Raw genomic sequence first — 26,398 nt, forward strand, 5'->3', positions numbered from 1 at the left:
TTGGAACCGGTTCTCGAGGCCAGGGGGGTCAGCAAACGCTTCCCCGGCGTGCTCGCCCTCGACGGCGTGTCCCTCGCCCTCCGCCCGGGTGAGGTGCACGCCCTCGTGGGGGAGAACGGCGCCGGCAAGTCCACGCTGATCAAAGTCTTCACCGGCGTCTACCAGCCGGACGGCGGCGAGCTGCGCCACAGGGGCGAACCCGCCGTCTTCGGCACCCCCATGGACGCGCAGCGCGCCGGCATCTCCACCATCTACCAGGAGGTCAACCTCGTCCCGATGATGAGCGTGGCCCGCAACCTGCTGCTCGGCCGCGAGCCGCGCCGCTTCGGCGTGATCGACTCCGCCGCCATGAACGGCGAGGCGGAACGGGTCCTCGCCGGCTACGGCGTCGAGACCGACGTCAGGCGGCCCCTGCGGTCGCTCGGCGTCGGCGCCCAGCAGATGGTCGCCCTGGCCAGGGCGGTGTCCATCGACGCGCGGGTGGTCATCATGGACGAGCCCACCTCGTCGCTGGAGCCGCGCGAGGTCGAGACGCTGTTCGGGGTGATCAGGCGGCTGCGCGACGAGGGCATCGCCGTCATGTACGTCAGCCACCGCCTCGACGAGCTCTACCGGGTGTGCGACCAGGTGACCGTGCTGCGCGACGGCCGGGTCGCCCACACGGGGGCGCTGGCCGACGTCGAACGCCTGCGGCTCATCTCGCTGATGCTCGGCCGCGACCTGAACGAGGTCCGCTCGCACGGCATGACCCGCTTCTCCCGCGACCGCGCGGGCCTGCGAGCGGGCGCGGACTCCGACGGCTCTCCTGACGGCGGAGGGAGCCGGCGCTCCCCGGCCGTCGAGGCACGCGGCCTGACCCGGCGGCACGTCCTCGACGGCGTGGACGTGTCCGTCCGGCCGGGCGAGGTCGTCGGGCTCGGCGGGCTGCTCGGCGCCGGCCGTACCGAGACCGCCAAGGCCATCGTCGGCGCGCTCCCGCTGGACGGCGGGCAGGTGCTCGTGGCCGGGGCGCCCGTGCGCGCCGGCTCCACCACGGCGGCCATCCGCGCGGGCGTCAGCCTGCTGCCCGAGGACCGCAAGGCCGAAGGCATCATCCCGACCCTGTCCGTCCGCGAGAACATCGCGCTCGCCGCGCTGCCCTCGCTCGGCCGGGGCGGCGTGGTGTCGGACGTCAAGATCGACCGCGTGGTCGAGATCTTCATGCGGAGGCTGAGGATCAAGGCCGCCTCGCCGCACCAGCTCGTCTCCGAGCTGTCCGGCGGCAACCAGCAGAAGGTGCTGCTCGCCCGCTGGCTCGCCGTACGGCCCAAGGTGCTGCTGCTCGACGAGCCCACCCGGGGCATCGACGTCGGCGCCAAGGCCGAGGTGCAGGCGCTGATCGACGAGCTGGCCGGGGAAGGGCTGGGCGTGCTGCTGATCTCCTCCGATCTGGAGGAGCTGGTCGAGGGCGCCGACCGGATCCTCGTGCTGCGCGACGGCGCAGTCGCCGGGGAGCTGTCGGGCGACGACGTCACCGAGGAGAGGATCATGGCGACGATCGCGGAGCCGTCCGATGGCTGAGCTCACCACCCACGGCGGCGGCCGGGTCGCCGTGCTGAAACCACGCGTGTTCGCCTGGGTGCAGGACTACGGCGTGTACGCGGCCGTGCTCGCGCTGCTGCTGTTCAACGTGCTGTTCACCCCGCACTTCCTGGACGTGTCGAACTTCCGCACCCAGCTCGTCCAGGTCACCCCCATCGTGATCGTCTCCCTGGGCATGGCCCTGGTGATCGGCACCCAGGGCATCGACCTGTCGGTCGGCTCGGCGATGTCGCTGGCCGCCGCGCTGGTCGTCCTCTACCTCGGGTACGGCTGGCTGCCCGCGCTGATCGTCGCCGTGCTCGGCGGGGCCGCGGTGGGAGCCGTGGGAGGGGCGCTGGTCGCCTACGTCAACGTGCAGCCGATCGTGGCCACGCTGGCCCTGCTGGTCGGCGTACGAGGGCTGGCCAACGTGCTCGTGCCGCAGTTGGTCGAGTTCCGCAACCCCGACCTGATCGCGCTGGGCAGCAGCTCGGTCGCCGGGATCCCCGTCATCGTGCTGATCGCGGCGGCCCTCACGCTCGTCGTGATGTTCGTGGTGCGGCGGACCACGTTCGGCCGGCAGGTGGTGGCGATCGGCGGCAACCGGTCGGCCAGCGAGCTGTCCGGGCTGCCCGTCAAACGTGTCCTGCTGATCGTCTACGTGATCTCCGGGCTGCTCGCGGCGCTGGCGGGGGTGCTCGCCACCGCACGGCTGCAGGCCAGCGACCCGACGTCGCTCGGGCTGTTCATCGAGCTGTCGGCGATCACCGCCGTCGTCGTCGGCGGCACCCCGCTGACCGGCGGCCGGATCAGGGTGCTGAGCACGGTCATGGGCGCGCTGCTCATGCAGCTGCTGGCGGCCACGCTGATCAAACACAACCTGCCGCAGTCGTGGACCCAGATGGTCCAGGCGGTCATCATCCTGGCCGCCGTCTACGCCACCAGGGAGCGTGCAACTCGATGAACCGCGGACAGGTGAGCCGGGTGCTCCAGCAGCACGGCGCGGTCATGGTGCTGGGCGTGGTGGTGATCGTGGGCAGCCTGGCGTTCGACTCCTTCGCCACGCCGGGGAACGCGGTCAGCGTGGTGGTGTCGTCGTCGTTCCTGGCGATCATCGCGATCGGCATGACGTTCGTCATCATCAGCGGCGGCATCGACCTGTCGGTCGGGTCGCTGTTCGTCCTGGGAGGCGTGCTGGGGGCCTACGGCTCGCAGCACGGGCTCGCCGTGGCGCTGCTGCTGCCGCTGGCGGTGTGCGGGCTGGTCGGCCTGCTGCAGGGCCTGGTGATCGCGCGTACGGGCATGGCGCCGTTCATCGTCACCCTGGCCGGGCTGCTGGGGGTGCGCGGCCTCATGCTGGCGATCTCCGACGAGGGCGCCACGACGTATCTGGTGAAGGACCCGGCCTTCGCGGAGCTGGGGCGGGGACAGGTGCTCGGCCTGTCGTATCCGGTCTACATCACGATCGCCCTGTCGCTGGCCGCGATGGTGCTGCTGCAGCGTACGGGTTTCGGCCAGAACGTCTACGCCATCGGCGGCAACGAGCAGGCGGCGGCGCTCATGGGCGTGCCGGTGGCGCGGACCAAGGTCTACGTGTACCTGATGTCGGGGCTGCTCGCCGGGCTGGCCGGCGCGCTCAACGCGGCCCGCCTGTCGTCCGGGGTCACGATCCTCGGCATCGGGCTGGAACTCGACGTGATCGCCGCCGTCGTGATCGGCGGGACCCTCCTGACCGGGGGAGCGGGCGGGATCACGGGGACGGTGGCGGGGGTGCTGCTGCTCGGCGTGATCCAGAGCCTGATCAACCAGGTGGGCGACCTGACATCGGCGTTCCAGCAGGTGGTGAGCGGGTTGTTCCTGGCGCTGGTGGTGGTGGCGCAGCGGCTGCTGAGCAGGGCGCAGCGGCTGACCTGACCGCGGACCGGACCTAGCGGGCCCGCCCGCGCGGCCTGAGCCGGATGGCGGGCAGGACGGGCGCGGGGAGCGGCGCCCCGTCGAACCCCTCGACGGCGCCGAACCCCTCGCCCTCCATCCAGTCCTTCCGGTACGCGGCGATGTCGTCGTGGGAACGGCCGACGAAGTTCCACCACATGACGATCTCCTCGCCGAACGGCTCGCCGCCGATCAGCAGCACCCGGCCCCGCCCTGACAGCCGGACGCGGGAGCGTCCCGGCGGGAGATAGCGCAGCGGCCCGCGCTCCAGGTGCTCGACCGCGCCGTCGAGCAGCAGCAACCCGTGCTCGAAGCCCGCGTCGAGCGGCACCTCTCCGGCGCCGTCCACGGTGATCTCGGCGCCCACGAGGGGCGTGAACGTGGTCGCGGGGGAGAGCACCCCGCCGAGCGCCCCCATGATCACTCTCGCCTCGAAGCCGGGCCCGCGCAGCACGGGCATGACGGGATGGTGCTCGAAAGCGGGCCCGGCGTGCCGGTGCTCGCCGGGCAGCGCCACCCACAGCTGCACCCCGTGCAGCACGGTGAGCGGCGACTCCTCCGAGTGCGAGATGCCGCGGCCGGCCGTCATCAGGTTCAGCTGCCCGGGGCGTACCTCCTGCAGGGTGCCGAGGCTGTCGCGGTGCAGCACCTCGCCCGAGACCAGCCAGCTCACGGTCTGCAGGCCGGTGTGCGGGTGCGGAGGCACCCGCATCTCGGCCCGCTGCGGCCCGTAGGCGTCCACGAAGCACCACGCGCCGATCATCCGCCGCTGCCGGCCGGGCAGGGTCCTGCTCACCGCCATCGCGCGCGGGCCGCCGAGCGGGACCTCGCGGCCCGCCAGCACCTCGCCCGTGCCTCCACCGTCCGGGCCGGCACCGTCCGGGCCGGCACCGTCCGGGCCTCCACCGTCCGGGCCGGCGCCGCAGCGGATCTCCCGCGGGTCCCGCTCCAGGTTGCTCACGCTCCGACTGTACGTCCCGCGCCGGGTGGTCAGGCCAGGGTCTCCCACCAGCCGTCCACCACCGGGGCGGCCGTCGTGTCCACCGCCTCGCCCGGCCGCGGCACGACGATCGTGACGTCGCGGGCCTTGGCCTCGCGCCACAACCGCTCCACCGGCTCCGCCCACGGGTGCAGGGCCAGCGTGAACGTCGCCCAGTGCACCGGGAGCAGCAGCCTGCCGCCCAGGTCGAGATGGGCGTTGACGGCCTCTTCCGGAGTCATGTGGATGTCCGGCCAGGCCGGGCTGTAGGCGCCGATCGGGACGAGCGTCAGGTCGAAGGGCCCGTGCGCCGAGCCGATGCCCCGGTAACCCTCGAAGTAGCCGGAGTCGCCGGCGTAGAACACCCGCCTGCTCGCCCCCGCGACGACCCAGGAGCCCCACAACGTGTCGTTGCGGGTGAACGTCCGGCCGGAGAAGTGCCGGGCCGCCGTGGCGACGAAGCGCAGCCCCGCGACCTCGGCCTCCTCGTTCCAGTCGAGCTCGATGATCCGGAACGCGGGCACGCCCCACCGCTCCAGGTGCGCGCCGATGCCGAGCGGCACCAGGAACGGCGCCTTCTGCGTCCGCGTCAGCCCGCGCACGGTCGCCAGGTCGAGGTGGTCGTAGTGGTCGTGGGAGATGGCGATCGCGTCGACCTGCGGCAGCTCGCGGAGCTCCACGGGCACCGGATGGTGGCGCTTCGGGCCGATGAGGTGCGAGGGCGAGGCCCGCGTGCTCCACACCGGGTCGAACAGCACCCGCCTGCCCTCGATCTCGACCAGCGTGGAGGCGTGGCCGTACCAGACGGCCCGCACGCCGTCGGCGGGCGGCGGGCCGGACGGCGGGACGCGCATCGGGACGATGCCGCCGGGGCGGCGCTGCTCCCTGTCCTTGGCCAGGTCGCCGAGCATGCTCGCGGGCGGCCTGGCCAGGGCCGTCTCCGACGTCGGGTTGGCGAACGCGCCGTCCCTGAACTGCGGCGAACGTCGTATCCGCCCCTCCCGGTCGGGCCCCGACGTCAGTGGCCGTACGCCCAGCTCCGCGGGCAGGTCGCGCAGTGCCCAGCCGGCTGCGGCGAGGGCCGCACCACCCGCGAGGACGCGCCGTGCCGTCCGCATTCGTGCCATCGCTCACTCCCCTGGAAATTCAGTCCGTCCCGCTCAACCCGGCGGGATACCCCGGTGTTCCCAACCTACGATATATCGCGATAGTTCCCACTGGCTTGATCGCCCCGCCATCCACGATGTGGTCGACGCTGCCGGCGGGACCGGCCACGTGGCGAGGGCGGCGCGCCGGTGGACACGATGGCGGCGTGGGCGCGCCAGGGCGCGCGCACCGGTGGCCGCGGGGCTCGGCGGTCAGCCGATCGGGGAGAAGCCCCGCTCCGACCAGATGGCGCGCGAGGCCGCCTCCGGGTCGTTCAGGTCGGCGGGTCCGACGTCGAAGACGTGGGTGGTGGCGGTCGCCGCGTCGTACCGGGGCCAGCCCGGGTCTCCGGTGGCGGCGAACGCCGTCCAGGCCGTGCGGACCTGGTCCGACAGCTTCGGCAGGTCGGGAGACTCGCCGGCGAGCATCTGCGCCAGCTCGTCGTCGAGCGCCCCGAAGGTGAGCGGCACGTCCAGGCCGTGGCAGGCCCGGAACACCGGCGTGGGCGCCCAGGTCAGTTCGTAGGCGAAGGTCGTGCCGGTGTGCGCGTCGGCGAGCAGCGCGCTCGGCATCCTGAACATCCAGTCCGAGAGCAGCGTCACGTACAGGTCCTCGTCGGACGCCTCCGGGAACGCCTCGCGGTAGGCACGCTCGGCCCCGGCGGGCGCGAGGACGCGCATGGCCCGCCCGACGTCGTCGAACCGCCCGCCGCCCATGACGTGGAACATCCGGTACTCGTCCCGGTTGAAGCCCGCGATCAGCTCGACGTCCCGGCTCGCTCCGGCGGCCAGGGCGTTCCACGGCGTGTCGGGCAGCACCTCGCCGTCCACCACGGGCGCGAACGCGATCGGGGCGAACGCGATCGGCCCCCATTCACGGGGATTTCCCGGGATGTCCTCGGTGGCGACCGCCTCCGCCGCCGCCACCAGCACCTCCGCGGGGCTGTCGTACGGGGACCTTCCCCCGGTCCTGGCGACGATCGACTCCGTGACCCGCGCCGCGTGCGCCGGCGTGAAGAACATCCCCGGCACGCTCTGCGCGATGGCCCGCCGGAACAGGCCGCCGGCCAGGGGCATCGCCATCAGGCAGGCGACGGCGCCGGCGCCCGCCGACTCGCCGAACACCGTGACGTTGCCCGGGTCGCCGCCGAACGCGGCGATGTTCTCCCGCACCCAGCGCAGCGCGGCCACCGAGTCCAGCAGGCCCCGGTTGTCAGGAGCGCCGGGAACGTGGCCGTACCCCTCCATGCCGACCCGGTGGTTGAACGTGACCACCACGACGCCGTGGCCCGCCAGCGTCGCGCCGTCGTAGACGGGCAGGTCGGCGCAGCCCGAGCGGTACGCGCCGCCGTAGATCCACACCATGACCGGCAGGCCGGAACCGCCGGGGTCGGGCGTCCAGACGTTGACGGTGAGGCAGTCGAGCCCTTCGTCCGGGCTCCACGCGGGCAGGCCGGGCATCATCGGCGGCTGGGGCGGCCGCGGGCCGAACCGTACGGCCTCCAGCACGCCGTCCCACGGGTCGGGCGGCACGGGCGCGGCGAACCGCAGCGGCCCGAACGGGGTCTTCGCGAACGGTATGCCCTTGAAGACCGAGATGCCGTTCTGCTCAGAACCGCGTACCCGGCCGGCGCCGATAGTGATCATTCGATTCCTTCCTTCAGCGTCTCCGATCTTCAGTCTGGTGTTTTTCGCGAGATTTGCGACCCGGAAACGGCCACGGATTGGGGCGGCAGCCACCCAGCGACTTGGATTGCTGCGCCATCACCGGGGCCGGCCGGCCGGGGCCCGGGCAGCGGCGGTGGCCGTGCCCGAGGCTGTGCCCCACCTCATGGCTGATCAGGTAGTGCCGGTAGGCGGTCAGATCGCCGTCGTACTGCGGGACGCCCCTGGCCCAGCGCAGGGCGTTGACGACCGAGCGGGTTCCGTTCCAGCAGGAGAGGGTGCCCCCGGTGCGCAGCGGCCGGCACTGGCGGCTGGTGAGGCGAGGGCTGGACAGGGCGACGCGCACCCTCACCGGCGGATGATCGACCCTGCGGAAACGCCCCCAGCCTCGCTCGTCGTTGAGCGTGCGGTGCACCTCGGAGGCGAACGTACGGGGATCGAACGGCAGGCCGCGCTCCACCTCGACGAGATACCGCACCACCGGGCCGCGTCCCGGCCTCGCGGGCGCGCCGCCGCGCACGACTGCGTACGTCCCCGACGCCGCGTGCGGCACCCGCACGGGCGCGGGCGGTCGCCGTCCGCGAGGTGGCGGCGGCTCGCTGGAGGTGCTGCCGGGGGTCGCAGCCGGCGGGGCGGCCGGCGGGGCGCCTGGTGGGGCGCCTGGTGGGGCGGCCGGCTCGGTGCCGCATCCGGTGGCCAGCAGGAGCAGGAGCATCAGCAGCAGTGCGAGCAGCGGCAACGTGGCCTCCCCACGAGATCACGGTGGGGAGAAATCCGATCATACGAGGCTGCTTGTCACGCTTGTCGGGCGGGGTGGGGGTTGCGCCGGTGAAGGGGGTGCCTTGTGAGTTGTACGACTTTTCAGCGACCTATGTGGTGATGGTGCATTCGCCGGCCATGGTCTCCGTGCCGAACGGCGGCTTCGGTCGTGCGGCAAGGGCCCGGCTCCGGGGCGCGACACGGGAGGTGGCGCGGGCGGGCGTTCAGGCGACGGCAGGCGCGTAGGGGGTGAGGTCGATGGGCGGGTCCTCGCCGAGTGCCAGAGCGGCGGCGATCCGGCCGGTGAACGGGCCCGCCGTCAGGCCGTACGAGCTCAGGCCCGTCGCCACCACCACACGGCTGGTGAGGCGTCCGATGAGCGCGCCGCCGGGGGCGTACACCGGCCGCAGCCCGACCCTCGTCTCCGCGACCGTCGAGCCCAGCAGGCCCGGCGCCACCTGCAGCCCCGCCGCGATCACCTCGCCGAGCCCGCCCATCGTGACCCGCGGGGAGAATCCCACGTCCTCGATGGTCGCGCCGATGACGACGCGGGAGCCTGGGAAGCCCAGCAGGTAAGGGCCGATCCTGGGCAGCACGATCGGCCACCAGGCCGTGTCGATGCCCTCCAGGGTGACGTGCAGGATCTGACCGCGCCTCGGGAAGACCGGCAGCTTCACACCCAGCGGCCGGCACACCTCACCTGTCCACGCCCCGGCGGCCACGATCACGACGTCCGCGTCGAGCGGGACACCCTCACCGGGGAAGCTGTGGGCTCCCGTGCCGGTGAGCGGCACGTCCGTCGTCTCGAGCGGCGTCGCCTGCCGCCAGGACGTGCTGCCCGCGCCGGCCACCTGCTCGCCGCCGCGGAAAGGCACCTCCGCACCCTCCGGCGCGCCCGTCACGTCCGCACCCGCCGTTCCACCCGTGCGCTCAACCGTCGGCCCGCCGGTCACCTCCGCGCCGGCCGGCTGCCCCGGGCGCCCGGCTCCGGCCGGGCCGCCCGTGGCTCCCGCCCCGGCCTGGCCGCCCGGGAGCCTTCCCGGGGTGGTTCCGGCGGGGACGCCGGAACCAGCCGGGCGGGCGGTGGCGGCGTCGCCAGGGGCTTCGGCCGGCGTGCCACCACCCGCGGCCGTGGTGTCGTCACCGGCAGGCCCGGCGCGTCCGGCCGTGGCGTCGCCGTCCGCCGGTCCGGGCAGAGGGCTGGTGGGGCCGGTCGTGCCGGGCACGGCGGAGCCCACGGGGCGCAGGAGAACCTCGCCGCCCGGCGTGAGCGTCGCGATGCCCGTGCGGACCTGCGCGCCCCGGGCGACGGCGGCGCGCAGGAGCGCCTCGCGGACCGCGCGCCCGTTCACCCGGGCCGCCCCGGGCACGAGGATCGCGCTCAGGTCGTCGGACAGAGGGGGGAAGAGCTCGGACGGGGTGGATACGTCGGTGATCTCGCCCATCTCCGGCGCCTCGGGGTAGCGGCGGTGCAACAGGGCGCGTACCTGCTCCAGCTCGGCCGGCTCCTCGGTCACCAGCAGGGCGCCCACCTTGGCGTAGCCGATGTCCTCGCCCAGCTCCTCGACCAGCCCCGGATAGTCGCGGGCGCCCTCGCGGGTCAGCTGGTACCACGCGTCGTCCTCCGCGTGGTCCACCCACGGGCACACGATCCCCGCGCCCGCCTCCGTCGCCTGGCCCCGGTAGCCCGACTCCACCACCGTCACCGTCGCGCCGCGGCCGGTCAGGTAGTAGGCCGCGGCGGCTCCGATGATGCCGCTTCCGATCACCACAACGCGCATGGTCCAATCGTCGCAGCCTCTCCGAACCGGCCTGATGCCCGGGTCGTCCCCTTACCATCCCGATACCGGCCCACGCCCCTCTCATGCCGGGGCGGTCCCCGGGCGCGGCTCGCCGCCGCACTCGCGGCCGCGCACGATCTCCCGGCTCGGCGGCCGCCGCGGCGGCGCCACCTCGGTGGCGTTCAGCCCGGACAGCGGATACCTCGCGACCACCGGTGAGGACGGGACGGCCCGGCTGTGGCGGCTGACCGGCGCCGGCGGGCCGCTCCTGCGGGCCCGGAGCGGCCCCGGCCTCGGCTACCGCGATCCTTGCCCGGACGCGGCGAACGGCTAGCCGGCGTCCCAGCCGTGGGTTTTCATGAGCCTGGCCGCCACCCGGGCGAAGCGCTCGCCGTCGAGCACCGCGCCCTCGCGCCGGATGTCGTCCTCGTCCAGCTCGAAGACCCGGTCGAGCCGTACGTAGGAGACCCGGTCGTCGCGGCCCCACGACCCCAGCTCCAGCCAGTCGGGGCCGTCGTCGCCCTTGCTGGACAACATCATGGCCAGGAGCCTGCGCCCGGTGCGGCCCACGACCAGCAGGGGGCGGTCCTTGCCCCTCGAGGGGTCCTCCTCGTACGGCACCCAGGCCCAGACGATCTCCCCGGGGTCGGCCATGCCGTCGAGGTCGGGGGAGTAGGCCAGGGTGGCGGGCCCGTGCAGGGAATGGATCTCGCGTACCGCACCCCGGGCGGGCCGGGGGTCCTCACCTAGATCGTGCATTGTGGGAGCTTATGGGGTCAAGCTGGCGAAAATCCATCCCGGCGCGCGCCCTGCCGCCGCCTGCTCGCCTCTAGAATCTGATTCTGTGCCGTCCTCAGCTTTCTTCACGCGAAAGGGGGACGAACTCGTCCCCGCCCCCCATGCCCGCGGCCCCTGGTCGCCCGACATGCTCCACGGCCGGCTGCTCGGCGGGCTGGCGGCCCGCACCATCGAGCGGCGCCACGCGGAGCCGGGCCTGCGCTTCGCCAGGCTGACCGTCGACCTCTTCCGCAACAGCCCCATGCTGCCCGTCACGGTCGAGACCACCCTGGTGCGGGACGGCCGCCGGATCCGGGTGGCCGACGCGACGATCTCCACCGAGCAGGGCGTGATCGCGCGGGCCGGCGCCGTGCTGCTGAGGCAGGGCGAGCAGCCCGAAGGAGAGCAGACGGTCGTCACGCCCGCGTGGGACGAGCCGCCGCCCTCGGGCCCGCCGGTCGGAGGGAGCGCGTGGACGCCGCCGTTCGACCTGTGGCGGGTGTCCGGCTGGGGCGCACCCGGGCCGGGACGGGTGTGGCTGCGCGAGCGGCACCCGCTGGTGGACGACGAGCCGCTGACACCGTTCGTACGAGCGGCCCTGGCCGCCGACTTCGCCAGCCCGCTCAGCAACACGGGGGCCGACGGGCTTCGGTTCATCAACGCCGACTACACGCTGACGCTCGCCAGGCCCCCCGAGAGCGATCTCCTCGGCATCGAGGCCACCGGACACCTCAGCACCGGCGGCGTGGCGACCGGGCAGGTCACGCTGCACGACCCGGCCGGACCGCTCGGCTTCTGCCTGGTGACGGCGGTGGCCAACCCGGCGCCTCTCGGGAGAGGCTGACCGGCGGCGCTCACCGTCAGGCCGGGCGCTCCGCGCGGTCGCCGGACCAGTCGGTGTGGAAGGCGCCCTCCTTGTCGACCCGATGATAGGTGTGCGCCCCGAAGTAGTCGCGCAGCCCCTGCACCAGCGCCGCGGGCAGGCGGTCGCGCCGCAGCCCGTCGTAGTAGGCCAGCGCCGAGGAGAAGCCCGGCGTCGGCACGCCGATCTGCACGGCCGTGGTGATCACCCGCCGCCACGACTCCTGGGCCGCGTCCAGGACGGCCGCGAACGTCGGGTCGGCGAGCAGCGTCGGCAACGCCCTGTCGGTGTCGTACGCGGCCCGGATCCGGTCGAGGAACTTGGCCCGGATGATGCAGCCGCCGCGCCAGATGGTGGCCATGGCACCCAGGTCGAGGTCCCAGCCGTACTCCTTCGAGGCCGCCGCCATCTGGTCGAAGCCCTGCGCGTACGCCACGATCTTGGAGGCGTAGAGGGCCTGGCGCACGTCCTCGACCAGCTCGCGCCCGCCGACGCCCGACAGCTTCGGCCCTTGCAGGCCCGCGGCGGCGGCGCGCTGCTCCGGGTGGCCGGACAGCGCGCGGGCGAAGGTCGCCTCGGCGATGCCGGTCACCGGGACGCCCAGGTCGAGCGCGCTCTGCACGGTCCAGCGGCCGGTGCCCTTCTGCTCGGCCTGGTCGACCACGATGTCCACGAACGGCTTGCCCGTCTCGGCGTCCACCTGGTCGAGCACCTCCGCGGTGATCTCGATCAGGTAGGAGTCGAGGTCGCCCCGGTTCCACTCCCTGAACACCTCGGCCAGCTCGGCCGGCGTCGCGCCCAGTGCCTGGCGCAGCAGGTCGTAGGACTCCGCGATGAGCTGCATGTCGGAGTATTCGATGCCGTTGTGCACCATCTTCACGAAGTGTCCGGCGCCGTCGGGGCCCACGTGCACGCAGCACGGCACCCCGTCCACCTGGGCCGCGATGTCCTGAAGGATCGGGCCGAGCGCCTCCCACGACTCCTTCGACCCGCCCGGCATGATGCTCGGGCCGAGCAGCGCGCCCTCCTCGCCGCCGGAGATGCCGGTGCCGACGAAGTGGATGCCCCGCTCGCGCAGCGCGGCCTCGCGCCGCCGGGTGTCCTGGAAGTGCGCGTTGCCGCCGTCGACGATCATGTCGCCCGGCTCCATCAGGTCGGCGAGCTGGTCGATCACCGCGTCGGTGCCCGCCCCCGCCTTCACCATGATGATCGCCCGGCGCGGGCGCTTCAAAGAGGCCACGAACGCGGCCAGCTCCTCTGACGGCACGAACGTGCCCTCGCCGCCGAACTCCTTGATCAGCTGCTGGGTACGGCTGTACGAGCGGTTGTGCACCGCCACCGCGTATCCGTGCCTGGCTAGGTTGCGGGCCAGGTTGCGTCCCATGGTGGCCAGGCCGGTGACGCCGATGTCTGCCAAATCCATAGTGAATCTCCTCTGTGGGGGTACGCATGATCCAGCCCGGGCGTTCGGAGGGATATTCCCACCGCGCACCGCCTGCCGTACACCCGGCTCATCGAGCCGTCCGGCAGGACGACGAGAACGTCCTCCCTGCCATACCCGCCGGCGCCCGCCCGATGCCGGACGGCCGCCATCGGGTTGTGCCCGCCCGCAGGTGGGCAACCGCGGGTCGGCCGGCGGGGAATAAAGACGTGCCGAACGGGCATTGCCGGTCTGGCCGCCGCCCTCAGCCGGGGGAGGCGGGCAAGCCGCTCCCCGCGGGGGCGGGGGAGTCACGACACCATGGGGAACGATGCGGATCATCATCGCGGGCGGCCACGGGAAGATAGCACTGCGCCTGGCGCGGCGCCTCGGATCCGGCGTCGTGGGCCTGGTGCGCAACCCGGCTCATGTCGCCGACGTCGAGGCGACCGGCGCCGAGGCCGTGGTGTGCGACCTGGAGCGGGCGTCGGCCGGTGAGGTCGCGCGCATCGCCGGGGGCGCGGGCGCCGTGGTCTTCGCCGCGGGCGCGGGGCCGGGCAGCGGCGCGGCCCGCAAGGAGACCGTCGACAAGGGCGCGACCGTGCTGCTCGCCGACGCGGCCGAAGCGGCCGGCGTGCGACGGTTCATCCAGGTCTCGGGCATGGGCGCGGGCAAGCCGCCCGCGCCCGGCAGGGACGCGGTCTGGGCCGCCTACATCAGGGCGAAGACCGAGGCCGAGGACGACCTGCGCGCCCGCGACCTCGACTGGACGATCCTGCGCCCGGGCCGGCTGACGGACGACCCGGGCTCCGGCCTGGTCAGGCTGGCGCCGGAGGTCCCGCCGGGCTCCGTGCCGCGCGACGACGTGGCCGCCGTCATCGCGGCCCTGCTCGACGCCCCGGGGACCGTCCACCGGACGCTGGAGCTCGTCTCCGGTGACACGCCCGTCGCCGACGCCGTCGCGGGTGGGTGAGGCGCGGCGATCGGCCGCCCTAGGAGTAGCAGGCTTTGCCGAAATCTGGCTATGAAGTGCGACATACGGGGCTAGATGTCCCCTGAGCCTAAGGGGGATTCATGTCTGACATGCCGTTCAGGTCGTTCTTCGGCGGGGACCCGTTCAGGGGGTTCGAGGACCTCACGGGTCGCGTCTTCGGCGGTATGGAGGCCTGGCCGCCGGCCCGGCCCAGCGTCCAGCGGGTGGACGTCGGCAGGCTGCTCAGCGCGTCGGCCAGGGAGGTCCTCAGACGCGCCCTGGAGGAGGCCGGCCAGCGTGGCGCCGCAGACCTGGACGTGCTCGACCTGCTCGACGCCCTGGTCGACGACGACGCCACGGAGGGCATACTGCGCTCGGCGGGCGTGGACGTCGGACGGCTGCGCGACCGCATCGACGCGCTCACCGGTTCCGGCCCTGCCCAGCTTCCGCCCGGCGAGCCGCCCACGACGCTCTCACCGGCGGCCAAGCGCGCCATTCTGGACGCCCAGCGGATCTCGCGCGCCCTGCAGTCGTCGTACATTGGCCCGGAACACCTCCTGCTCGCCCTGGCCGCCAACCCCGACTCCGGCGCCGCCCGCCTCCTGCAGGAACAGGGCGCATCCGCGAACGAGCTGCAGCAGGCCATCATGTCCGGCGGCGCGCAGGCGGGAGAGCAGCGCCGGAGAGGCGGCGACACCCCTACGCTCGACGAGTACGGCAGGGACCTCACCGAAGAGGCCAGGCAGGGCGGGATCGACCCGGTCGTCGGCCGCGAGGACGAGATCGAGCAGTGCATCGAGGTGTTGTCGCGCCGCACCAAGAACAACCCGTGCCTGATCGGCGAGCCGGGCGTCGGCAAGACCGCGATCGTCGAGGGCATCGCCCAGCGCATCGTCAACGGGACCGTCCCCGACATGCTCAAGGACCGCCGCGTCATCGGCCTCGACCTGACGGGGATGGTGGCGGGCACGAAATACCGCGGCGAGTTCGAGGAGCGCATCAAGAAGGTCATCGACGAGGTGCGCGCGCACGCCGACGAGACCATCGTCTTCATCGACGAGGTGCACAACCTGGTCGGCGCCGGCTCCGCCGAGGGCGGCATGGACGCCGCGAACATCCTCAAGCCGGCTCTCGCCCGCGGCGAGCTGCACGTCATCGCCGCCACCACGATCGACGAGTACCGCAAGAACATCGAGAAGGACGCCGCGCTCGAACGCCGTTTCCAGCCGATCCTGGTCTCGGAGCCGACCGTGGAGCAGACGGTCGAGATCCTGGCCGGGCTGCGCGACACGTACGAGGCCCACCACCAGGTGCGGATCACCGACGAGGCCCTCGACGCGGCCGCGAACCTGTCGGCCCGCTACATCTCCGACCGCTTCCTGCCCGACAAGGCCATCGACCTCATGGACCAGGGCTCGGCCCGGGTGCGGCTGCGCTCGCGTACGCCCGGCGCCGGCGTGCGCGAGCTGGAGGAGCGCCTCGACTCGCTGCGCCGCGACAAGGAGCAGGCCATCTCCTCCGACGACTTCGACCGCGCCAAGGAACTGACCAGCGAGATCGGCAAGGTCAGGCCGGAGCTGGAGCGGGCCAGGCGCGGCGAGGACAGCGTCCCGCAGGTCGTGGTGGAGGACATCGCCGAGGTGGTGTCCCGGCAGACCGGCATCCCGGTCACCCAGCTCACCCAGCGTGAACGCGAGCGCCTCATGAGGCTCGAAGAGCACCTGCACCAGCGCGTGATCGGCCAGGACGAGGCCGTCGTCGCCATCGCCGAGGCGGTGCGCAGGGCGCGGGCGGGCCTGTCCGACCCGAACCGTCCCATCGGCAGCTTCCTGTTCCTGGGCCCCACCGGAGTCGGCAAGACGGAGCTCGCCAGGTCCTTGGCCGCGGCGCTGTTCGGCGGCGAGGACCACATGGTGCGCATCGACATGAGCGAGTTCCAGGAGCGGCACACGGTCTCCCGCCTCATCGGCGCGCCGCCCGGATATATCGGATATGAGGAGGCGGGTCAGCTCACCGAGGCCGTACGCCGCCGCCCGCACGGCGTCATCCTCCTCGACGAGATCGAGAAGGCCCACCCCGACGTGATGAACATCCTGCTGCAGATGCTCGACGACGGCCGACTCACCGACGGCCACGGCCGCACCGTCGACTTCACCAACACGATCGTCATCATGACCAGCAACATCGGCGCGCAGATGATCCTCGGCTCCGAGGACACCCAGGAACTGCACGACCGGCTCATGGACCTGCTGCGCCACTCGCTCCGGCCCGAGCTGCTCAACCGCATCGACGAGACGATCATCTTCAAGCGGCTGGAACGCGAGCAGCTCCGCGAGATCGTGGACCTGATGCTGGAACGGACCCGGCAGCGGCTGCGCGGCCAGGACGTCACGCTGGAGGTCACCGACGCCGCCAAGGACTGGCTGGCCGAGCGCGGCTACCAGCCCGAGTTCGGCGCCCGGCCGCTGCGCCGCACCGTGCAGCGCGAGCTGGACAACCGGCTGTCCACCATGCTGCTGACCGGCGAGATCGAGGAGCACGGCAGGGTCACCGTGGACGTCGAAGGCGACGGCCTCCAGCTCAGGGCGTACAGCCCGGAAGGGGTTTAGTCCTCCGGCGACAGGCCGGTGGCGGCGGGCGAGGCGGGTGGCGATGGCTCTGCCCGCGACGGTGCACCGCACCGCCGGGTGTGCAGCACTCCCTCCGACCAGATGTGGCGCGTCCCGTTCCACCGCATGGCTGAGGCGAGATCGGGGAAGAATCCGCTGCCGTTGAAGTTGGCGCTGGTGTTGCAGAGCACGGGAATGCCCGACAGGCGCTCGTAGGCCTGGAGCACGCGGGCGAGTACGGGCTGGCGACCGGCGGTGACGGTCTGCAGCCGGGCGGTCCCGTCGACGTGGAGCACGGCCGGGACCCGTGCCGTCCATCCGGCACGTACCACGTGGTCGAAGAGCATGTAGGGGTCCGGCAGCCCGGGGTCGAAGATCTCGGCGGCCCTCGATTCGAGGCAGACGGGGGCGACGGGCCGGTAGCCGGACCGGTGCTTGATCTCGTTCAGCCTGTCCTTCATCCCGGGGCTGACGGGCGCGGAGAGGATGCTGCGGTTGCCGAGCGCTCTGGGACCCAGCTCCGCCCGGCCGTCCACGACCGTGACCGGCTCGTCCTCCTCGTGGAGGACGCGTGCCAGCTCCGTCTCGTCGCAGGGTCTGGATCGCCACCCGGGCGGCGTCGGCGTCCTGTCCAGGCGAGGGCCGGAGTACACCTCCCATGACAGCGCGGCCGTGCCGAGGTGGGCCAGCTCGGCACAGGCCGCGCCGAGCGCCGATCCCGAGTCGTTGGGGAACGGGGGCACCCACACCGCGTGGAACAGGCCGCTGCGCCGCAGCGAGCTGTTCCATTTGATGTTGAGCGCGCAGCCGCCGGCGACGCACAAATTCTGCCCGGGGCCGCCGTGCGCGTCGAGCTTGCGCCGCAGCCCGGCCAGCAGGAGTTCGCCCAGGTACGCCTGGTAGGTCGCGATGAGGTCCGCTTCCGACAGGCCACGGAACAGCTCCGCCCGCCGTGCCTCCGCCTGCTCGGCCACGGCGAGGGCGGCCGGCCGGGGCAGCGGCCCCGCCGCGCGGACGATGTCGTCGAAGGCGCCGAACGCGCCCGGTTCGACCGTTCCGAGCCCCGCGAAGGCCATCGCCTTCCCGGCGACCTCCAGGTGCGTGGTGACCCGCTCGGCCCGCCCGCTCGGGGGCACCCGGCGGCGGAACGGCTCGAAGCGCAGCGAGAAGGACGCGAAGGCGCTGCCCGCCAGGGGGAACAGCGCTCCCAGCGCCTCCACCTGCCCGGCCGCGCGAACGTGATACAGCCGAGGCGCCATCCCGGCATCCCAGATCAGCACCAGCGCGTCCTCGCCGCGCTCGGCGAACGGGCTCGTGCAGTAGGCGGAGTACAGGTGGTCGACGGCGTGGGCGTAACTGGAGTAACGGTAGGAACGCCCGCCCAGGGGCAGCCCGCCGAACTCCAGCCGCGACACCGCCTCGCGGGCCCCGACCGGCTCGTGGTACGGCGCGGCTCGCAGCGTCAGCGGCCTGCCCTCGGAGCACGTGGCGAGTCCGGCCGGTCCGCCGTCGCCGTCTCCCATCCATCCGTCGATGACGAAACGGTCGATGTCGCCGGGCTCGAATCCTTCGGCGGCGAGAATCCCGACCACCTGGTCCAGATCGTGCATCGGGCTGTAGCGACGCCGGTTCGCCAGCTTCTCCACCTCGATGCTGAAGACCAGCTCACCGTCCTTGACCACCGCCACGCCCGCGTCGTGCGTCAGTTTCAGCCCGCAGATCAGCATGCTGTCTCCGCCCCGGCCTCCGCTGTGGCCGGCACGCCCAGGCCGACGGGTCCGCCGTCGAACACCTCGATCTCGCCGCGCGGGTCCGCCAGCAGCGCGAGCAGCCGATGGATCGATCTCCGGCCCTTCTGCTTCGACACCACCTGGGGCCGCAACTGCGCCTCCCAGGCACGCAGCGCGTCCTCGACGCTGTCCGCCCGCTCCAGGCAGGTCGCCAGCAGGTCGGCGCCACCGACGGCGAGCGAGGTCCCGGCTCCGGCGAACAGCGTCACGCACCAGGCCGCGTCTCCCAGCAGCACCACCCGGCCCCGGCTCCAGCGGTCCATCCTGATCTGGCTCACCCCGTCGAAATAGCCCGAGCCGTCGTCCGGCATGCGCGCGAGCAGCTCCGGCACGACCCAGCCGAGATCGCCGTAGACCCTTGACAGGGTGGCCCGTGCCCCGGCGGACAGCTCAGCCCTTTGACGGGTCGTGCGATGGGAGAAGAGGGCAAGGGCGCCTCTGCCCGGCACGTTGGCGACGGCGACCTGGCGGCCGTCCACGTTCAGCGACGTGGACGTACGCGGGGCGAGACCGGCGGGCGCCGTGTCGAACGCGAAGACCGCGACCAGGTGGTTCAGGTCATGGCGGTACCGCTCCTCCGGGCCGCACACCAGCCGGCGGACGGTCGAGTGCAGGCCGTCCGCGCCGATCAGCAGATCGGCCCGCTCGACGGTCCCGTCGCTCAACCAGGCCCGGACGCCGCCGCCGAGCTGGTCGATGTGGCTGACCGTGCACCCGTACCTGATGTCCACGCCGCCGTCCAGGGCGTCGAACAGGGTACGCTCGATGTCGCCCCTCATCAGGTTGTAGCTCTGGTTCCCGCCGAGCGCGTCCTGGGCCCGCGCGGAGATCCTGGCGCACCTGCCGGAGGCGTTCATGTGGGTGATCCAGTCGTAGACCACGCGGTGCTCCTGCAGCGCCGGCAGGATGCCCATCCGGTCCGCGGCCTCGTACCCGAGGCCGGAGAAGTTCACCACGTAACCGCCGTCGCGGAGCCGGGGCGCGTGTTCGAGCACGATCACCTCCCACCCGGCGCGATGCAGCCGGACGGCGGCGGCCAGCCCGGCGATGCCCGCCCCGACGATGACGACCTTCATGATCATGTCCTTTCGTAGCCGAGGGACGCGGCGAGCCGTACCAGTTGCCGCCGGGAGCCCTCGCCGATCCCCCATGACTCGTCGAAGTCGACGGGGCCGGGGTCCGGCAGGGCACGCAGCCGAGGGTCGCGGAGGAACTTCCAGTCGCCGCCGAACAGGTTCTGCGACGCGCCCCGCCCGGCGAAGGGCCAGTCCTGGGTGGCGCGCATGCGGTCGAGCACCGCGTCGGTCCGCTCGAGCCCGAGCCAGCCGAGTATCCGGGGGAGTTCCGTGGCGGGCCGGCCGAGCAGGTCCTCGGCCCGCACCCGGAGCCGGCGTTCCTCCGGCACCTTCGCGAGCGCGGCGACGATGGCGGTGTGCGAGCGGTACCAGGCCGCGGCGCATCGTGCGGACAGCGCCTCCGGGTCCAGGTCGGCGCGCACCCCGCCCCAGTGCTCCCGCATGGACCTCATCGTGGCCAGCGGGTGCCGTGTCAGATGCAGGTACCCGGCGTCCGGATAGGCCGCCAGACACCTCTGGAGCGCTCGCGGGTCGGCGACCGTGTCCGGCGACTTCTCCAGCCCCACGTCGGGGTGCACCAGGTCGAGCAGGTGATCCAGGAGCCGGGTCGAGGGCCAGTGCGCGTGCCGCTCCAGCCAGGTCCGGGCCTCTCCGGTCGCGGCGTCGTCCTGACGGCCGTGATGCAGCTGGGCGACCGCCCGTACGAGACCGCTGAGCTGGTTCTCGATCCACTGCGGCGGCAGCCTGGACCGCCTGCCGGCACCGTGGAGGATCTCCCCGAGGGTCGGCGCCGTGAACAACAGCAGCTCGGGGAATCCGTAGATCCGCGGATGCTGGGAGAGCATGGCGACCGCCACGGTGGAGCACGAGCGGGCGGGGGCCAGAAGGAAGACGGGGTTCACGTCGGCCCTCACGGGAAAGGGTGCGGGAAGAGGTTGAGCTCGTCCGGCGAGATCGGCTGCGGACGGTGACCCAGCGCGTACGGGACCTCGGTCAGCCGTGGAAGGTTCTCCAGCCGCCGGTGGTCGTGGCCGAACGTCATGGGCAGCGTCCCAGGAATGATCACCTTCACGCAGGCGAGACCCTGGACCCGATGCTCGGGGGCCGTCTGGTCCACCACGATCACGTCCATCCCGGTCTCGAGATAGCGGCCGGCCAGCGCGGCCAGGTCGTCGCGCAGGTCGTCGTGCCGGAGCTGGGGGAACTCCGCGCCGAAGCCCTCGTGGAACGGGCGTCCCTCCGGCGCGCCGGTCAGGAAGCCGAGCCGGGGGAAGGCCTCGGGGGCGGCGTAGAGCAGGCCATGGTCAGAGGGCCTCTGCACGAACTCCGGCCGCTCGGCCATGAGCGACGCGCGCCAGCCGTTCGCCGCGTGGTCGGCTTCGACGGCGGGAATGAGCACCGCGAGCTCGCCGAGAGCCCTGGCGACAGCCTGGCACGGGTCGGGGTGTGCGGCCGCGACCGAGATCGACCGCGGGCCGCCGGGCTGCCCGACCGCCATGGCCCACACGCAGGGGACCCCGTGTTCCAGCGTGATGTCGTGCACGCGCAGGCGGTAGCCGGTTCGTGCCTCCATCGCCGCCCCGAGCAGCGCGACCCTCGGGTCCCTGGCCGTGCGCAGGTCCAGGGCCGGGGTGGAGAGCGCGGCGTGCCAGGTCATCAGGAACGCGTCGCGTTCGGCCGTCTCGAGGATCGCATGCAGCACGGCCTCCTCCAGCCGGCTGCCGATCGCGCAGCCGTTGGAGCAGGGGTAGAAGAAGGGCCGGTCGCGGCCCCGGCCGTAGTAGGCGACCAAGGCGGGTACGAGAATCGGCTGGTCCCTGGAGAAGGAGTGGCCCCACACCCAGTCGCACACGATGTCCTCGTGGAACGGCTGGTACGGAAATCCCCTGGCGGCGTACTGGACGGGCGCGTGCGTGCCGAGCGATCGCGGGTCGAGGGCGTCGGCTCGCAGCTCGGCGTAGCTGCCGCGGACGGCCGGCTTCTTGCCGTTCGGCTCGAAGCCTGCGTACCGTTCGAGCGCCTCCAGGACGGCCAGGGCACGGCTGTCCCGTGCCCGGCCGGCGCGCCCGTGGCCGGCCATGTACGCGACGTGCCGCACTCCCGCCAGCGCCGATGCGGTCGCCAGACCGCTGCTCTCGTCCTCGATCACCTCCCCGACCAGCCCTGTCTCGCTGTCGACGTAGGCGGCGAACAGCTCGTCGGGGTCGGGACGCGCCAGCCGGTACGTCGTCGGGGACGGTTTGGGCAGGGTGGACAAGGAGATCTTGGCAAGGCCCGGCGTGTCGTCCGGCAGGCCGCCGCAAGAGGGGCACTTGGGGTCCGGCAGGAACCGGCTCACGGTCACGGCCAGGGTGTCCAGCGCCACCGACACCAGCGCGCGGTCCGTCCGCGGGCGCTCCGGCGCTCCGGCCGCGATCAGGTGCGCTTCCCCGGTGACCACCGCGGCGACGGCCTCGCACCCCAGCCCGGTCAGCCAGGGCGACGGCGTCCGGGAGAGAACCGGCGCGTGCCGTTCGCGCATCGCGCGGTCGCCGACGGCGGCCCTGCTTCCCCTGCCGCGTCTGAAGTCACAGCAGGCCTGGCAGCCGGCGGCGCCCTGCCGCTCGACCGGCCCGACGACGGCACGTCCGAGCTCCGTCCGTACCGGCAGCCACGGGAGGCCGGCGGCGCGACACGCCTCCCGGGCGGGCTCCTGGTGCCGGGTCCCCCAGGCGTCGCTCACGGCGATGAACATGACTGCTCCGGAAGCGGCAGCGCACCTCGGATCGCTGATCGAGGGCCGGATGACGTTCCATGACTCGCTCAGACGGACGGCAGCGGCGTCGTGGATCAGCCCGCTGCCGACGAGCGCGATATCAGGCACGGCACATCACCACGTTAACGACATAGGGGAGAATCCGGCCGACTTCTTGATCATGGTCGAGTGGCACCGCGACGGGTTTGTGGCCCCGCGCCACGAAAGCCTCGGCCAGATCCGCCGCGGTGAGAGGCGCTCGCTCCGGATCGGCTCGGGAACCTGTGCCGGGCGGGACGTCAGGAAGCGGCGGAACAGGCGGTGGGCACCACGCGTCGCCTGCCGCCGCCTGGAGGCGGGCCAGTGCGAGCAGCAGTGCCTCGTGGAGGGCCGCGACGACCGACACACCACTGGCACAGGCCACCGTGCGCGAACCGAGGCACAGGCAGAGCGTGGGGGCGACGGTCACCGGGCTGAGGTCGTAGCAGCGAGGCGTCGCCGCCGCTGTCGCCATGATGTCCCGGCAGGCGAGTCCCCAGCCGGTGAGAGGCGCGTCGGCGAGGTCGATCTCGGGAAAGGCCGCGCTCCCATCGGCGATCCGCGAGAGCGCCAGCCGGCGGGCCCGCCCCAGCAGCGCCCGCGTCAGCGCCTGCTCCCAGTCGAGGCCGGCCGCGACCCCGTCGGGCGGGCACTCCGGGCACGGCAGAGGCGGGAAAGCCCGCCGCGCGTCGACGCGAACGGCGTCCCGCACGCTCAGGTCGAGCCCCCAGACCTCGCCGTCCACCTGCCCTCGCCGGAACGCCTCGGCCGCCGCGCGGGCGCTCATCCGGACCGTCCGGCCGGCGGCGAACCGCCGCGGGTCGCAGGTAGCCGTTCCGTAGAGCGCGAAGCCGCGCAGCAGAGCGTCGCGGTACGCGCTCTCGCGGCTCGCCCCGTATCCGGCGACCGTGCCCGCCCTGCCTCGTCCGGCGGGATCCACGACGGCCAGTTCGTGGACGTGGACCGGTGGACCGGCTGATCCCGCCCGGGTGACGTCCGTGAAGATCCCGGTACGGGGGTCGAGGCAGGGCCGGGCGCGGCTGCGCAGCTCCTGCTCGCCGAGTGGCCGCCCGGCTTCCAGCGCGGCGACACGGTCCATGAAGCCGTCACGCGACTGCCGCCGGTCCGCGGGCTGTTCGAAGGGATGAGCCAGAACGTGATGGTCCGTACTCTCCAGCGTCGTGAGGTCCAGCCGGGCATGGCATGGCTCCGCGGCGCCCCCCACGCCCGTGACCTGCCGGAAGACGGACTGCGCGAACCTGTGGCCGGCCACCGTGGTCGCGGAGCGCAGCGCTTCCGACGTGATCCGGCCTTCCCTCTCCGGTCGCCCTCCGTCCTCCGCCCGAGGGGCGGCGTCGGCACATCGGGCCAGCAGATCCGGCAGACGCGCCGGTGCCGGTCCGGAAGAGGAGGTCGTTACGGGGCCGAGCCAGACCTCGTGGCCGTCCGCGTGCACCGCCTCCGCGAACACCGTGCCCGGCGCCACCTCGACGTGCCCCTGCCACGGCATGCCCGGGCCCGTGACCGCCAGGACGATTCCCGCGCCGTCGAGCAGCTCCGCCGGCCGCGCGTGAGACGCGCTCTCCAGGACGTGGCACTCGATCCGCTGGCCGGCGTCGCGCGGGGTGACGGACGCGAAGACCTGCCGGTCGGCGGCTGGAGGCACGGCCACGCGCACGAGCCGTATCCCCGTGGCGATCAGGCCGCGGACGCACGCCAGGGCCAGCTCTCCCGCCCCGACCACCACGCACGCGGTGTTCCGGTAATCCTCGAACGCCCGCGCCGCGAAGGACCGGTGGTAGTCGAGGAACCGTATCTCGTTGCGGTATTCCGCCGTTTCCCACGGCCGCAGGCTGTGGTCGTCGTCGGCGGCGCGGTCCACGACCGCTCCCGCCCGGCGCAGCAACGAGACCGCCCGGCGTACCTCCGCCTCCTCGCGCGCGGGGAAGGCGCCGATCAGGTCGCCGAGGGCATGGCTGCCGTCGAGGAGCGGCAGGAGCGAGGCGAGCCGGCGGTACATCGACGGGTCGTCCACGTCGGTCCTGCCGTGAGGGGTGTGGATCAGCACCCCTGTGCTGGTGGGGGTGAGGTGGACGCCGTCACGCAGCCGGAACGCCATCGGCGCCCCCTTCCGCGACGGGCGGTGACAGCGCACTGCCGAGAAGGAACTCCCCGACGCTGGACTCCTCGAAGCGGTCCAGCCCGGCGGCCTGGCTGAACAACTCGGCGTTGCCCGCGCCCAGCGCGCACCCCGCCATCCCCATGGCCGCCGCGACCAGGTACATCAGCTCGAACAACACCCCGACGTCCTTGAGCACGGCCGCGTACGCCATGCCCTCGTACTTCCACATCAGGCGGGCGAACCGGGCGGCGACGACGATGACGACCTGCGGCGGCGGCGCTCCTCCCGCGGACGCCGCGGCATCGCGGACGAGTTGCCGCCGTGCCGCGGCATCGGCCGGGCGCCGCTCCAGCCTGTGCGCGTGCCCGTCGTAGAGGTACAGGCCGGGATCGAGTCCGGTGACCCGGCGTACGACCAGGTAGAGGTCGAGTTCTCCCAGGGCCCCTGCCGAGGGGTACGGCACGTCGACGAGCTGCATGCCGTCGCTGGTGGTGACGTCGCGCACGCGGGCGCAACGGTAGAGGAACTCCCCGAGCCGGCGCAGGGACAGCGGATCGCCGTCGTCGTGGACCCGCATCGACTCGCGGTCCTCCACGAGGGCCGTCAGGCGGGGATCCGCGTCGCGGAGACCCCGGAGGTCCGGGACGAAGAGATCGATCAGCGGACCGGAGGATGCCGCGCGGCGCGCGGGCGGCTGGGGGAAGCGTCCCCGCCCCCGGAAGGTGGCCCCGAAACCGTGCCTTGGCCGTCCCCGGCTCCCGGACCGGCTGCGCGTGTGGAACCACAGGTCGTGCACGCTCCAGTGGCGCAGCCGCCGTTCCTCGCCCGCCTCCTCATCCACCAGGAACCCGGTACGCCACAGGTCGCGCCAGAACACGTCCGCCGGCAGGGAGGGGCACGTACCGCATGCGCCGTCCGGCCCGCCGAGCAGGCCCAGGAGGGCGGGGTCGTGGATGAGGATGTCGGCGCTGGCACACGGCGACTCCAGCACCATCCCCGCCCGCTCCCGCCGCAGGAGGGCGAAGCGCGAGAGCCGCCATCGGGGATCCGCACCGCGTGGAGGCGGGCCGCCCGGCACGTCCAGCGGCTTGACGGGAACGATGCCGTAGAGCGGCCGCTCACCCTGGTGGAGCGTCGTCTCCAGCCAGCCGCCGCGCTCCAGCAGCTCGGCGAGCTCGCGTTCCTCTCCCGTCAGGCCGTGCCTGTCGCAGGGGCCCTCCGCCAGCCGGGCGAGCACCTCCCGCTGCGCGGGCGTCATCGCCGGCAGGTGCTGGCCGTGCGGCCAGGCCGCGAGATAGAGGCCGCCGCCGTGGTGGGGCACGCAGCCCACCCCGGGACGCAGCCTCACCGACGCCGTGGCGGTCAGCCGTTCAGAATCTTCCTGGCCCGCCATACCTGCTCCAGAAGAGGCTTGATGTCCGTCAGGTTCTGGTCCTGTTCGAGGAGCGCGCCCTTGATGTCCGCCCGGGCGCACAGTGTGGCGTACAGCTCCCAGACCTCCTCGGGCACGGGGTCCGAGTGTCCGTCGATGAGGATGCCGTCACGCCAGAAGCCGCCCGCCAGATGAACCTGGACGACATGGCCGAGCGGCATCTCAGCCATGAACTTCTCCGCGTCGAACAGGTGGTTCACGGAATTGGTGTAGAGATTGGTGACGTCGAGCAGGACCCCGCAGCCGGTGGCGTCGGTCAGTCTCCGGAAGAACTCCGGCTGCGCCATCTGAGCGCCCGGGATGTCGACGACGTACGTCACGTTCTCCAGCACCAGCGGCTTGCCCAGGACGTCCTGGACCACGTTCACCTTCTCGACGGTGTTGGCGAGGACTTCCTCGGTGAACCACAGCGGGGCCAGGTGCCCCAGGTCGATGCCCGGCACCTTGGTCATGCACAGGTGGTCGCTGAAGTACGGGGACCCGCAGGCGTCGCTCACCCGCTTGGCCCCCTCCAGGTACTCCCGGTCAACGGGGCCCATGGTGCCGATCGACAGCCCGACGGCGTGCGGGATGACGGTGAAGGCGTCGACCAGCCTGCGCAGCCCGCCGAGGTCGGCGGCAGGCCTCATGTACTGGTCCGCGATGATCTCGACGAAGTCGATCTGGTCGCGGGCCGCGTAGATCTCCTCGGACAGTTCCTCGCGGAAACCCAGCCCCGCACCCAGCATGGGGATGTCCAGCAT

21 protein-coding genes are annotated in these 26,398 nt (G+C 72.8%); 7 read left to right on the forward strand and 14 right to left on the reverse strand.

Features of this window, described 5'->3' with window-relative positions; translation table 11 throughout:
- Genes ACTWPV_RS17230 through ACTWPV_RS17240 form a run of 3 tightly spaced genes read left to right on the forward strand, consistent with a single transcriptional unit; the run spans position 1 to position 3,474 of the window.
- A complete protein-coding gene (locus ACTWPV_RS17230; RefSeq protein WP_443152535.1) occupies positions 1-1,560 on the forward strand; it encodes a sugar ABC transporter ATP-binding protein in 1,560 nt (519 codons plus the stop codon).
- Positions 1,553-2,524 (forward strand): ABC transporter permease, encoded by a 972-nt coding sequence (locus ACTWPV_RS17235; protein WP_347644949.1) that lies wholly within the window; start codon positions 1,553-1,555, stop codon positions 2,522-2,524. Before ACTWPV_RS17230 ends, ACTWPV_RS17235 begins: the two co-directional genes overlap by 8 nt.
- On the forward strand, positions 2,521-3,474 hold the full coding sequence (locus tag ACTWPV_RS17240) for an ABC transporter permease (protein ID WP_347644950.1): 954 nt from the start codon (positions 2,521-2,523) through the stop codon (positions 3,472-3,474). Before ACTWPV_RS17235 ends, ACTWPV_RS17240 begins: the two co-directional genes overlap by 4 nt.
- 13 nt (positions 3,475-3,487) lie before the next feature.
- On the opposite strand, the gene ACTWPV_RS17245 is transcribed toward ACTWPV_RS17240, so the two are convergent.
- From ACTWPV_RS17245 to ACTWPV_RS17265, 5 genes are all read right to left on the reverse strand, one after another.
- On the reverse strand, positions 3,488-4,453 hold the full coding sequence (locus tag ACTWPV_RS17245; protein ID WP_443152536.1) for a pirin family protein: 966 nt from the start codon (positions 4,451-4,453) through the stop codon (positions 3,488-3,490).
- A 29-nt stretch (positions 4,454-4,482) separates the two neighbouring features.
- Positions 4,483-5,598, reverse strand: coding sequence for an MBL fold metallo-hydrolase (locus ACTWPV_RS17250; RefSeq protein WP_443152537.1), 1,116 nt, complete (start codon positions 5,596-5,598; stop codon positions 4,483-4,485).
- A gap of 231 nt (positions 5,599-5,829) precedes the next feature.
- The gene (locus tag ACTWPV_RS17255) at positions 5,830-7,263 is read right to left on the reverse strand and encodes a carboxylesterase/lipase family protein (RefSeq protein WP_347644953.1); all 1,434 of its coding nucleotides are present in this window, start codon (positions 7,261-7,263) and stop codon (positions 5,830-5,832) included.
- Positions 7,264-7,276: 13 nt separating this feature from the next.
- A complete protein-coding gene (locus ACTWPV_RS17260) occupies positions 7,277-8,020 on the reverse strand; it encodes a DUF3152 domain-containing protein (RefSeq protein ID WP_443152538.1) in 744 nt (247 codons plus the stop codon).
- Positions 8,021-8,264: 244 nt separating this feature from the next.
- Complete coding sequence (locus tag ACTWPV_RS17265) at positions 8,265-9,821, reverse strand: FAD-dependent oxidoreductase (protein WP_443152539.1); 1,557 nt, start codon at positions 9,819-9,821, stop codon at positions 8,265-8,267.
- Between the two features lie 34 nt (positions 9,822-9,855).
- On the opposite strand from ACTWPV_RS17265, the gene ACTWPV_RS17270 reads away from it, so the two are divergent.
- Positions 9,856-10,155, forward strand: coding sequence for a hypothetical protein (locus ACTWPV_RS17270; protein WP_443152540.1), 300 nt, complete (start codon positions 9,856-9,858; stop codon positions 10,153-10,155).
- Here ACTWPV_RS17270 and ACTWPV_RS17275 read toward each other — a convergent pair.
- Positions 10,152-10,580 carry a type II toxin-antitoxin system PemK/MazF family toxin gene (locus ACTWPV_RS17275; protein ID WP_443152541.1) on the reverse strand — a complete coding sequence of 143 codons (429 nt, stop codon included), beginning with the start codon at positions 10,578-10,580 and terminating at the stop codon, positions 10,152-10,154. The two genes, ACTWPV_RS17270 and ACTWPV_RS17275, sit on opposite strands and share 4 nt — an antisense overlap.
- Before the next feature lie 85 nt (positions 10,581-10,665).
- Between ACTWPV_RS17275 and ACTWPV_RS17280 the strand changes: the two genes are divergently transcribed.
- Positions 10,666-11,442, forward strand: a complete 777-nt coding sequence (locus ACTWPV_RS17280; protein WP_443152542.1) for an acyl-CoA thioesterase domain-containing protein — start codon at positions 10,666-10,668, stop codon at positions 11,440-11,442.
- A gap of 16 nt (positions 11,443-11,458) precedes the next feature.
- Here ACTWPV_RS17280 and gndA read toward each other — a convergent pair whose 3' ends face one another.
- Entirely contained in the window at positions 11,459-12,883 is a 1,425-nt protein-coding gene (gndA, locus tag ACTWPV_RS17285) for an NADP-dependent phosphogluconate dehydrogenase (RefSeq protein WP_347644958.1), read from the reverse strand.
- Between the two features lie 328 nt (positions 12,884-13,211).
- Between gndA and ACTWPV_RS17290 the strand changes: the two genes are divergently transcribed.
- Both ACTWPV_RS17290 and ACTWPV_RS17295 read left to right on the forward strand, forming a co-directional pair.
- Positions 13,212-13,853 (forward strand): SDR family oxidoreductase, encoded by a 642-nt coding sequence (locus tag ACTWPV_RS17290; RefSeq protein ID WP_443152543.1) that lies wholly within the window; start codon positions 13,212-13,214, stop codon positions 13,851-13,853.
- Between the two features lie 101 nt (positions 13,854-13,954).
- A complete protein-coding gene (locus ACTWPV_RS17295; protein WP_443152544.1) occupies positions 13,955-16,462 on the forward strand; it encodes an ATP-dependent Clp protease ATP-binding subunit in 2,508 nt (835 codons plus the stop codon).
- Here the strand turns inward: ACTWPV_RS17295 and ACTWPV_RS17300 are convergent.
- From ACTWPV_RS17300 to ACTWPV_RS17330, 7 genes are read right to left on the reverse strand one after another with little or no spacing between them, the layout of a single operon-like run.
- Positions 16,459-18,189, reverse strand: coding sequence for a carbamoyltransferase N-terminal domain-containing protein (locus ACTWPV_RS17300; protein ID WP_443152545.1), 1,731 nt, complete (start codon positions 18,187-18,189; stop codon positions 16,459-16,461). The two genes, ACTWPV_RS17295 and ACTWPV_RS17300, sit on opposite strands and share 4 nt — an antisense overlap.
- A complete protein-coding gene (locus tag ACTWPV_RS17305; protein ID WP_443152546.1) occupies positions 18,183-19,328 on the reverse strand; it encodes an FAD-dependent oxidoreductase in 1,146 nt (381 codons plus the stop codon). Before ACTWPV_RS17305 ends, ACTWPV_RS17300 begins: the two co-directional genes overlap by 7 nt.
- A 2-nt stretch (positions 19,329-19,330) precedes the next feature.
- The gene (locus ACTWPV_RS17310; RefSeq protein WP_443152547.1) at positions 19,331-20,242 is read right to left on the reverse strand and encodes a sulfotransferase family protein; all 912 of its coding nucleotides are present in this window, start codon (positions 20,240-20,242) and stop codon (positions 19,331-19,333) included.
- Positions 20,239-22,191 (reverse strand): TOMM precursor leader peptide-binding protein, encoded by a 1,953-nt coding sequence (locus ACTWPV_RS17315; RefSeq protein WP_443152548.1) that lies wholly within the window; start codon positions 22,189-22,191, stop codon positions 20,239-20,241. Before ACTWPV_RS17315 ends, ACTWPV_RS17310 begins: the two co-directional genes overlap by 4 nt.
- Positions 22,184-24,220, reverse strand: a complete 2,037-nt coding sequence (locus ACTWPV_RS17320) for a hypothetical protein (protein WP_443152549.1) — start codon at positions 24,218-24,220, stop codon at positions 22,184-22,186. Before ACTWPV_RS17320 ends, ACTWPV_RS17315 begins: the two co-directional genes overlap by 8 nt.
- Positions 24,201-25,616, reverse strand: coding sequence for a SagB family peptide dehydrogenase (locus tag ACTWPV_RS17325; protein WP_443152550.1), 1,416 nt, complete (start codon positions 25,614-25,616; stop codon positions 24,201-24,203). The genes ACTWPV_RS17320 and ACTWPV_RS17325 overlap by 20 nt, the downstream gene beginning before the upstream one ends.
- Positions 25,586-26,398, reverse strand: coding sequence for a DUF692 domain-containing protein (locus tag ACTWPV_RS17330; RefSeq protein ID WP_347644967.1), 813 nt, complete (start codon positions 26,396-26,398; stop codon positions 25,586-25,588). Before ACTWPV_RS17330 ends, ACTWPV_RS17325 begins: the two co-directional genes overlap by 31 nt.

Origin of the sequence: Nonomuraea sp. KM88 (genome assembly GCF_052245635.1) — a bacterium.
GTDB lineage: Bacteria > Actinomycetota > Actinomycetes > Streptosporangiales > Streptosporangiaceae > Nonomuraea.